This is a genomic window from Nocardia alni (assembly GCF_019038435.1).
In the GTDB taxonomy this organism is placed as follows: Bacteria; Actinomycetota; Actinomycetes; order Mycobacteriales; family Mycobacteriaceae; genus Nocardia; species Nocardia alni.
This window is the reverse complement of record NZ_JAGPOX010000236.1, coordinates 1-8,994: the sequence shown is the minus strand read 5'-3', so window position 1 is coordinate 8,994 and position 8,994 is coordinate 1. Positions and strand designations below refer to the sequence as shown.

The 8,994-nt window shown below is 68.6% G+C and carries 9 protein-coding genes and 1 pseudogene; 6 read left to right on the top strand and 4 right to left on the bottom strand.

Annotated features, from left to right (window positions below; genetic code table 11):
- A partial coding sequence (locus JZ791_RS42505; protein WP_216903377.1) for a DUF1707 SHOCT-like domain-containing protein occupies window positions 1–216 on the bottom strand: 216 nt, incomplete at its 3' end.
- Window positions 217–346: 130 nt separating this feature from the next.
- A complete protein-coding gene (locus tag JZ791_RS42500) occupies window positions 347–907 on the bottom strand; it encodes a TetR/AcrR family transcriptional regulator (RefSeq protein WP_216903376.1) in 561 nt (186 codons plus the stop codon).
- Window positions 908–993: 86 nt separating this feature from the next.
- Between JZ791_RS42500 and JZ791_RS42495 the strand changes: the two genes are divergently transcribed.
- Both JZ791_RS42495 and JZ791_RS42490 read left to right on the top strand, forming a co-directional pair.
- Window positions 994–1,692, top strand: coding sequence for an SDR family oxidoreductase (locus JZ791_RS42495; RefSeq protein WP_216903374.1), 699 nt, complete (start codon window positions 994–996; stop codon window positions 1,690–1,692).
- Between the two features lie 16 nt (window positions 1,693–1,708).
- Window positions 1,709–2,131 (top strand): tautomerase family protein, encoded by a 423-nt coding sequence (locus tag JZ791_RS42490; protein WP_216903371.1) that lies wholly within the window; start codon window positions 1,709–1,711, stop codon window positions 2,129–2,131.
- On the opposite strand, the gene JZ791_RS42485 is transcribed toward JZ791_RS42490, so the two are convergent.
- Window positions 2,132–2,683: a DivIVA domain-containing protein gene (locus JZ791_RS42485; protein ID WP_216903369.1), complete on the bottom strand. Its 552-nt coding sequence runs from the start codon at window positions 2,681–2,683 to the stop codon at window positions 2,132–2,134. It lies immediately after the preceding gene.
- Between the two features lie 139 nt (window positions 2,684–2,822).
- Here JZ791_RS42485 and JZ791_RS42480 point away from each other — a divergent pair, with 139 nt between their 5' ends.
- Window positions 2,823–4,310 (top strand): flavin-containing monooxygenase, encoded by a 1,488-nt coding sequence (locus tag JZ791_RS42480; RefSeq protein ID WP_216903367.1) that lies wholly within the window; start codon window positions 2,823–2,825, stop codon window positions 4,308–4,310.
- A gap of 73 nt (window positions 4,311–4,383) precedes the next feature.
- Here the strand turns inward: JZ791_RS42480 and JZ791_RS42475 are convergent, their stop codons facing one another.
- Window positions 4,384–5,697 carry a hypothetical protein gene (locus JZ791_RS42475; protein WP_216903365.1) on the bottom strand — a complete coding sequence of 438 codons (1,314 nt, stop codon included), beginning with the start codon at window positions 5,695–5,697 and terminating at the stop codon, window positions 4,384–4,386.
- Window positions 5,698–6,121: 424 nt separating this feature from the next.
- On the opposite strand from JZ791_RS42475, the gene JZ791_RS42470 reads away from it, so the two are divergent.
- The 3 genes and pseudogenes from JZ791_RS42470 to JZ791_RS42460 form a co-directional block, all read left to right on the top strand.
- Window positions 6,122–7,312, top strand: coding sequence for a sensor histidine kinase (locus JZ791_RS42470; protein WP_216903363.1), 1,191 nt, complete (start codon window positions 6,122–6,124; stop codon window positions 7,310–7,312).
- A 143-nt stretch (window positions 7,313–7,455) separates the two neighbouring features.
- Window positions 7,456–7,908, top strand: a complete 453-nt coding sequence (gene yajC, locus JZ791_RS42465) for a preprotein translocase subunit YajC (protein WP_216903361.1) — start codon at window positions 7,456–7,458, stop codon at window positions 7,906–7,908.
- 296 nt (window positions 7,909–8,204) lie between these two features.
- Window positions 8,205–8,994, top strand: a pseudogene (locus JZ791_RS42460) (protein translocase subunit SecD); the annotation flags it as partial.

Below are 8,994 nucleotides of genomic sequence, written 5' to 3'. Positions count from 1 at the left end.
GGGCGGCGGCGCGGGGCGCGGCAGGTCGCTGAACAGCGCGGCCAGATCGGCGTTCGTCTTGGCGGTGTAGGCACGCCCGACTCGGTCGTCGTACTCGTCGACCTCGAGCCGGCCCGCCGCGAAGTGCTCACCGAGTGCGGCGGCCGCCTGCTCGCGCTCGGCCGTGCCGATGCGCACGGCAGGCGACCCGAACGGCACCGGATTCGAATCGTTCATACCAACCACCTCACGGGAGGACAACCACGCTGAACCCCAGCGTAGGCCGAGATCGCACCGTCGCGCCTACGCCTGTGCGCGTAATCGCGCCTACGTCCGCAGCCCCATGGGACCGCCCGTGACGCACGACTCACTCGTCGAGCAGAAAGTCCTTGGCCGCGGTCAGGATTCGATCGGAGAGCGGATCACCCGCGGCGGCCCGTGCCAACATCAGCGCACCCGCCAGCAGGGCGGTCTCGACGAGCGGTTCGCGGCCGTCCAGCCGGCTCAGGTCGTCGATCATGGCCCGCAACCCGTCGAGGTACACCTCGCGAACGGGTGCGTCCGGCTCGGCGCGCGCGACGTCAGCGGCCAGCGCGGCCAGGCCGCACCCCTGGGACGGCGTATCGCGATGTATGGGGGACAGGTAGCGCGCGATGAACGTCCGCCGCGCGCTGTGCTCGTCGGGGGCGGCCGCGAGAATCTGCTCGCGTTCCATTTCCTTCTCCGCGCAGGCCGCCGCGCACGCCTGGGCGACCAGGTCGTCCTTGGAGGTGAAGTGCCGGTAGAAGCCGCCGTGGGTGAGTCCGGCCGCGGCCATCACCTGCGGCACGGTCATCCCGTCGACGCCGTCGCGGCGCACCATGGCCGCCGCCGCGGTGACGACCTCCTCACGATGCGCCTGCGCCTGGGCTCGGGATGCTCGCGGCATGTCTGGTCCTCTCGTTCGGTTGCCGCGCTATGGGGGCGGCACATCCAGTCTTGCGCATCCAGATAGATGATGGCAATAATCTAAATATGACTGATATCGAAGGAGCGACCGTCCTGGTCACCGGTGGCCAGCGCGGTTTGGGCAAGGCGTTCACCGAGGAACTGCTGCGGCGCGGCGCGGCCAAGGTGTACGTGACGGCGCGTCGTCCGGTCGCCGGCGATGATCCTCGGATCGTGCCGCTCGCCCTGGAGGTCACCGATCCGGATTCCGTGGCCGCCGTCGCGGCCCGGGCCACCGATGTGACCATCGTGATCAACAACGCGGGCGTGGTATACCCGGCGCCGCTGCTGCAATCCGAAATAGCCGATGTCGCAGCGACATTCGACACCAATGTCTTCGGCCCGCTGCGGATCGCGCAGGCATTCGCGCCGATCCTGGCGGCCAACGGCGGCGGGGCGCTGGTGGACATCCATTCGGTGCTGTCATGGGGCGCCGGGTTCGCGGCCTACGGCGCGTCGAAGGCGGCGTTCTGGTCGCTGACGAACTCCCTGCGAATGGAGCTCGCCGCGCAGCATACGCAGGTCGTCGGCGTGCATCTCGGATTCGCCGACACCGAGATGATCGAGCGACTGACCGTCGACAAGATCAGGCCGGAGGTCGTCGCGCAGGCCCTGGCCGACGGGCTGGAGAAGGGGGAGACCGAGGTGCTGGTGGACGAGGTCACCAGGGGTTTGAAGGCGGCACTGTCGGGCCCGGTCGAGGGCCTGGAAATCAAGCTCGGCTGATACGAGAGGATCCATCATGCCGCTGTGGCACATCCATCACCCCGTGGGCGCCTACTCCGCACAGGACAAGCAGGATTTCGCCGCCGACATCACGAAGTACTACGCGAAGGCCGGCCTGCCGGAGTTCTACGTGGTCGTGCTGTTCCACGAGGTTCCGGCGTCCGATTTCTACGTCGGCGGCAAACCCGCCGAAGACACCGTGCGCATCACCGTCTCCCATCTGGCCCGCCACATCGACGAGCCGGACCGTCGCAAGCGAATGACCGAGAGCCTCAACGTGGTTCTCGTCCCGTATACCCGAGATCGCGGTCTGCACTGGGAATTTCAGATCGAGGAGAGCCCACGCGATCTGTGGATGATCGAGGGCCGGTGGCCGCCCGGGGCGGGCACCGACGCCGAGAAGGCATGGGTTGCGGCGAATGCGGCGATTCCGTACTGATCAGGTGTGCGAGGCTTCCCCGGCGGCCAGCGTGTGCGCTACGACATCCAGGAAGGCGTCCACCTCGTCGATGAAGTAGGCCGCGGTACCGGTATGGGCCAGACCGAAGTTGACGGTGTGGACGTCCTGGCTGCGCAGGGCCCCCGGGCCGATGTGCGCGAGGGCGCCCGCCACCCGGTCCAGGAAGACGTCGACCTCGTCGGCGTCGTATCCGGCGTGACCGGTCGGTGGGGCCGAGAACCGCAGATGCTGTACATCGTGCGGCGTCAGCTGGATTTCGCGCGGACGGCGCCGCACGGCGCGCCGCGCGAATTCCAGTTCCACGCAGGCGCGATCGAGGAATTCGTCCACCTCATCGCGGTCGTACCCGCGGTGCCCGAACGAGGCGTCGGCGAATTCGTGCTCGCGGATCTCGACGGCACTGAGCGCCGACCGGCCGCCGAACGCCTGGGCGATCCGCTCACGAAAGGCGTCGACCTCGCTCGCGTCGTAGCCGTGGCGCCCCAGGGGCGCCCGGGCAAAGCAGACCTGTCGCAACTCCTCGGGAATCACTCGTCTTTCTTACCACCTGCTCGGGCGGGCTGTCCGGGGCACAATGAAGGTTCGGCGCGAGTGGGCCATCGGCGGATAGCTACAACCGAGGATACTGTGTCATGCTGTATCAGGTACTTAAAGTAACAGGAGGTTCGGTGTGGCGCCTCACTACGATGCGGTGGTAGTCGGAGCCGGGTTCGGCGGAATGGGTGCGGGGATCGAACTCGACCGGCTCGGCCTGCGGGATTTCGTCATCCTCGAGCGCGAGAGCGACCTGGGCGGGACCTGGCATGTGAACCGGTACCCGGGCCTGGCGGTGGATATCGCCTCGGTGACCTACTCGTATTCGTTCGAGCCGAATCCACACTGGTCGCGTCTGTTCGCGCCGGGTGCGGAGCTCAAACGGTACGCCGAGCACGTCGCCGACAAATACGATCTGCGCCGCCGGATGCGCTTCGACACCGTGGTGGAGGGGGCGCGCTGGGATGCCGAACATCACCGGTGGGTGGTGACGATCCAGGGCGGCGAGGTGCTGACCGCGCGCTACCTGGCCACCGCCACCGGATTCCTGTCCCAGCCGTACACCCCGCCGTTCCCGGGCATCGACACGTTCGCGGGCAAGATCATCCACACCACCGCCTGGGACGACGGCTACGACCTGACCGGACGCCGCGCTGCGGTCATCGGCACCGGCGCGACGGCGGTGCAGCTGGTGCCCGAGGTCGCGCGAAAGGCCGCCGAACTCACCGTGTTCCAGCGCACCCCGATCTGGGTGGTGCCGAAGATCGATGTGGCGATCCCGCCCGCCGTGCAGAAGGTGTTCGACCGGGTGCCACTCACCCAGAAGGCCGCTCGGCTGGTGAACACCACCATGCTCGAGGCGCTGATGGTCATCGGTGTGCTGCATTACCGCGAGGCCAAGCCGCTCAATCGGGGTGCGGGCGTGCTGGCCAAGGTGCATCTGCGGGCCCAGGTGCGCGACGCGGACACCCGCCGCAAGCTCACGCCCCATTACGATTTCGGCTGTAAGCGCCCTACATTCTCGAACACCTACTTCCGTACGTTCAACCGCCCGAATGTGCGCCTGGAGACCAATTCCATCGAGCGGATCGAACCCGACGGCATCGTCACCGCCGACGGTCACAAGACCGAGATCGACACGCTGATCCTGGCAACCGGTTTCAATCTCTGGGACGTGAACTTCCCGGCGATCGAGATCATCGGCCGCGACGGAGTGAACCTCGGAAAGTTCTGGCGGGACAACCGATTCCAGGCGTACGAGGGCATCACCGTGCCCAAGTTCCCGAACTTCCTGAGCCTCAACAGCCCCTACTCGTACAGCGGCCTGTCCTACTTCACCACCATCGAGGCGCAGATGAAGCATATGGGCCGGCTGTTCGGTGAGATGTTCCGCCGCGACGCGCAGGTGTTCGAGGTGACCGAGCGGGCCAATACCGAATTCCTGGACCGCGTCACCGAGAAGCTGGGCTCGTCGGTGTTCTACGAGGGCCAGTGCTCGACGGCGCACAGCTACTACTTCAACCAGCACGGCGAGGCCGCGCTGCTGCGCCCGACCAGCACCCTCAACGCCCACCGCGAGGCGGTGAGCTTCCCGTTGGAGGACTACACGTACGCCACCGCCTGAGCATCCAGCGCGGCAGCCTGCCCTGCGGACGCGCTCGGGCTGGATCCGCGCCGACGGCGCAACGCTGGGCCCGTTATTTGGCGATGCGGGCCAGAATCCACTCGGCAAGGGTCTGCGTCATTGTCGCGTGTTCGGAATCGACGTTATTGCAACAGAATTCGTCGAGCCAGGACTCATGGGCCGGCAGCCCGCGCAGGCTCCGGTGCGGGTTCACGTCCCAGACGACGGGGTCGTAGTCCAGCGCGACGGCGCTGACCGATGGGACGAAACATCCGTCTCGCAGCGTGGGATCGATTGCGGCGTCGAGCGTGTCGGCCGCTTGGCCGAAGAAGTCCAGGCGGCCGCCCGGCGCGCCGTCCAGCGGCGGCACCCCGCTGGTACGGCAGGTGTGCTGTTCGAGCAGGAAACGCAGGTCGCCGATCGAGGTGAGCACACCGTGGTCCGATTGAAACCGGACGCCGGCGCCGTCGCGGGGACCGTAGTGCTGGAAGGCGATGCCTCCCGGGGCGATGTGCGCGGACCCTACCCCGTCGCCGCGCCCGTTGGCCACGCCCAGCTTGATCGGCCGCCGCGGAAATTCGCCCAGCGCACGCAGTTCCCGCAGGAATTCCGCGCGCAGCGACGAGGCGGTGGCCACCGGGCCGGAATACCGCGCGTCGGGCACCCACGCCCAGAGCGTCTGCTGGGCCGCCGGACTGCGCAACAGCCCGGCCTGTCCGGGGCGGTCGAACCGTTCGAAGAAGTAGGCCATGTGCTGCAGGATCAGCGGAATCCAGGCCCCGTTGTGCGGGCTGTCGACCGATAGGTAGATCCCGGTCTCGTGTGTACGCCCCTCGTTCTCCATGCGCGCCAGGGCGTATCGGGTGATGATGCCGCCCACGCCGATCCCGCCGACGACCAGCGGCGCGTGCCCGTCCCGTTCGGCGATCACCCGGTCGATGCAGTCCTCGACCACACCCGCGTTGACCTGGATGAAGTTGTGGCGCCCGGCGAATCCGATGAGGACGACGTCCACCCCGGCGATCAGCAGGCGCTCGAGGAACCGCTCCCCGGCGGGGGAATAGGGCGCGTCGAGCCGATCGAACAGGCGGTCGAGATCGCTTGGGCCGTAGCCCAACCCGTCGGCGAACAGAAACGGGCGCACCGGGGCGTCGTGCCCCTCGGCCAGATACACCCGGGCGGTGCCGCCGCGCAGTGACCACTCCCGGTAACCGGATCCGCGGGCCCCGGGCACAGACGTCTCGAACCACGGCTCGTCGGTCGCCCGGCAGCCCAGCTCCGCCGATTCCTCCAGGACCGGTAGATCTCCCGTAGCCTCCCGGAAGCGGGTGGTGACATCGATCCTGGCCACATCTCGGGTGTCGGAGGTCCCGGCCTCATGCGCCATCGTCGTCTCTTCTCGGGAGTCTTCTCGGGAGGGATGCGCAGGACGGCACGGCGCAGCCTCGAACACGATGAGTGCCTGCGTGTGACAGGGTCCCCGGCCGCGCCGTCGGGATGTCCTGTGACGATCGTTCCCTGCGAGATTTACAGTAGCGCAACATAATTGGATTGGCGAACGGGCTTGCCCCGAAACGGCGTCCGCGGGCGACCGGTCTGTTTCCTACGGTGGAATCCGTTCGGGCAGTGCGAAAGACGCAATCCGGCCGCCCAGGATGCCCGGTGTGCGCCGAGCGTCGTGTGCGCGGGTGGAGACCCGTGCCCTGGGTGGAGACGGTTCTCCACCCATAGTTACCGCGCCCGGTGTATGCCCTCGACGGCAGGTGAGGCGTATTTTCCTTGAAGCACCGCCGATCCGAAGGGCAGACCGCATGACGACCGTGGAACGGGACGTACCCGCCGACCGGTGGGCGCTGCCGCATGCCGGGATCTCCCGCGAGGACGGGTTCCAGGTCCTGCTCATCCTGACCGCGATCGTCGGGACCGTGACGTCGTGGTCCAATGTCCGAATCCTGTACCCGACCGTGGCGCTGTGGTTGTTCGTCGCCGCGGTGATCGGCGGGATCCTGGCCCTGCTGCCGTGGATCGCTCGGCGCCCACGGCTGCATGTGCTCGTTCTGAGCCTCTACATGCTGTCCGGGGTGCTGATGATGCCGCTGGCGCATGCGACCTCGACCGCGGCATTCCTCCCGTTCGCCGCGGCTGCCGCGGCGGGCGGCAAACTCGCTTCGCGTGCCGCCGCCGTCGCGATCGCGGGCGGCGGTGCGATCGTCGCGGCGATCGCGACCCGGGTGTGCGAGGTGCTCGCACCCACGGCCCAGCAGTGGCCGTGGTGGGTGGCGCTCGCCGTCGGCCTGCCGGTGCTGATGGGCATCTCCCATCGTGACCGGCGCGAGTCGCTCTGGAACGCGCATCGTGCCGCCGAGCAGGCCCAGCGCGCCGGCGAATCCGAGGCCCGCGAGGCCGCGCTGCTCGAACGCGCCCGCATCGCCCGCGAGATCCACGACGTCCTCGGGCATTCGCTCTCCGGTATCGCGCTGCAATTGGATCTGGCCGACGGTATGTACGAGGGCGGCCGCAACGACGAGGCGATCGCGGCCGTGCATCGGGCGCGTGCCCTGGCCGTGAGCAGTATCGGCGAGGCCCGCAACGCGGTGCACGCGCTGCGCGAGCAGACCCTGCCCGTGCCGGACACGCTGCGCCGCCTGGCCGAGGACGACACGGTCGAGTTCGACACGACCGGCGAGGCCGGTGAGATCGGGCCCGAGGCGTCGCACACGATCGTTCGCGTGGCGCAGGAGGCGCTGACCAACGCGACCAAATACGCGCCCGGCGCGCCGCGCACCATGGACCTGACCTTCACCCCCGAGCGCGTCGCGCTGCGGGTGCACAACGGCCCGTCGGCCCACGCCCCGCGCACCGATCTCGCCGGTGGGACCGGCGTTGGCCTGGTCGGCATGCGCGAACGCGCGGCGCTGCTCGGCGGCACATTGCTGGCCGAGCCCGCGGGCGACGGAGGCTGGACGGTCGAGTTGCGACTGCCCCGGAAACCCCCGGACTGATCGCGGTCCAGGGGCGAGCAGGACCCACCGGGCAAGCGGCGATCCTCGGGTAATGGCAGACTGAGGTATTACCCTGGCTGATCGGCGTCCCGCCGGACGGCTTCCACCTACCCCATCGACAGACCGAGGGACCGACTACAAAAATGTCGCAACTGCTGTTTCCCCTGCTTTTGGTAGCCCTGTTGGTGCCCATGTTCCTCGGCGTGCGCCGGCAGAAGCGTGAGGCCAACAACACCGCTTCCTTGCAGCAGAACATCAAGGTCGGCGACCGGGTCACCACCACTTCGGGCATGCTCGGCACCGTGGTGGATCTCGACGAGACCACGGTCGACATCGAGATCGCCGAGGACGTCGTGACCACCTGGCTGCGCGCCGCGGTCCGTGAGGTCCGCACCGACGATGCCGCCGCCGAATCGCACGAAGTGGCTCCGGAGACCGACGCCGAGGCGCACGACGCGCCGGAGTCCGACGCCCCGAATGCCGAGTCGCACGACGTCGAGGCCTCGACCAACGGCGTCAACGGCGCGAAGACCGTCAACGGCGCCTCCGCCGAGGAGTCCGTCGAGGACACCAACGCCCGGCTGAGTAAGGACTGAGGCGTCCGCGCCGTCGCACACCGCCGCGCCCGATAACCGCCGCGCGCGATGTGTGATGGCGCTGTGGTGTGCCTCGGGCAGGTCGGCGAGATCTCGGTGTCCGGGCGTGGCCTGACACCCGGGACACCTGACGCCCGCTACAGCGCGCCCTCGCCCTCGCCCGGCACCCGCCAGGTTTTGTCGGATACGTAAGCGATACTGTCCCGGCACACAAGCGTTACCGGCCGGCACGCGAGCCCGGCACGTCACCGCCCGTCCATACCGCCCAGATCGACACCGTTCAGGAGACAAGAACTGTGCCACCCTCACCTTCCAAGGGAACGGGGCATCCGCTGCGGCTGCTCGGCGTCTACGCGCTGCTGCTGATCGTGATCTACGGCCTGGTGTTCTTCACCGGCACGAAGAGCGCCGCGGCCAAACTCGGCATCGATCTGCAGGGCGGCACGCAGGTGACGCTGACCGCGCGCACACCGGACGGCAGCAAGCCGAGTCAGGACAGCCTCAAACAGGCCCAGCAGATCATCGAGTCCCGGGTGAACGGGCTCGGTGTGTCCGGGTCCCAGGTGGTCATCGACGGCCAGAACCTGGTGATCACGGTCCCGGGCCAGAACGGCGAGCAGGCCAAGTCGCTGGCCACCACCGCCAAGCTCTACATCCGCCCGGTGCTGCAGAGCGGCCAGCAGGCGGGCGGCGGTCAGGACGGCGGCCTCGGCGGACTGCCGGGCGGCGGCGGCCTCACCCCCGGCTTGCCGGGCGGGCTGACCCCACCGACAGGCGCGACCCCACCGGGCGGCCAGGCCCCGGCGCCCGCGCCGTCGCAGCAGGCTCCGGCCGCGCACAAGCCGCTCGCTCCGACCAAGAAGGCCCCGGCTTCGTACACGATCCCGCAGGACGGGACTCGGGTCGTGCCGGCGGATTACCAGGTCCCGGCCCAGAGCCGGGTGGATGACGCGCAGTATCGGATCGCCCCCGCACAGGACAGGCTGAGCCCCAAGCAGTCCCCGTCCACTCCGGAGACCCCCGTCAAGCCGACGCCGGCCAAGCCCGCGCCCGTCAAGCCGACGCCGGCGAAGCTCGCGCCCGTCC

Coding starts and splice junctions, on each gene's coding strand:
- JZ791_RS42500 (WP_216903376.1), bottom strand. CDS start 907: ATGCCGCGAGCATCCCGAGCCCAGGCGCAGGCGCATCGTGAGGAGGTC.
- JZ791_RS42495 (WP_216903374.1), top strand. CDS start 994: ATGACTGATATCGAAGGAGCGACCGTCCTGGTCACCGGTGGCCAGCGC.
- JZ791_RS42490 (WP_216903371.1), top strand. CDS start 1,709: ATGCCGCTGTGGCACATCCATCACCCCGTGGGCGCCTACTCCGCACAG.
- JZ791_RS42475 (WP_216903365.1), bottom strand. CDS start 5,697: ATGGCGCATGAGGCCGGGACCTCCGACACCCGAGATGTGGCCAGGATC.
- JZ791_RS42470 (WP_216903363.1), top strand. CDS start 6,122: ATGACGACCGTGGAACGGGACGTACCCGCCGACCGGTGGGCGCTGCCG.
- yajC (WP_216903361.1), top strand. CDS start 7,456: ATGTCGCAACTGCTGTTTCCCCTGCTTTTGGTAGCCCTGTTGGTGCCC.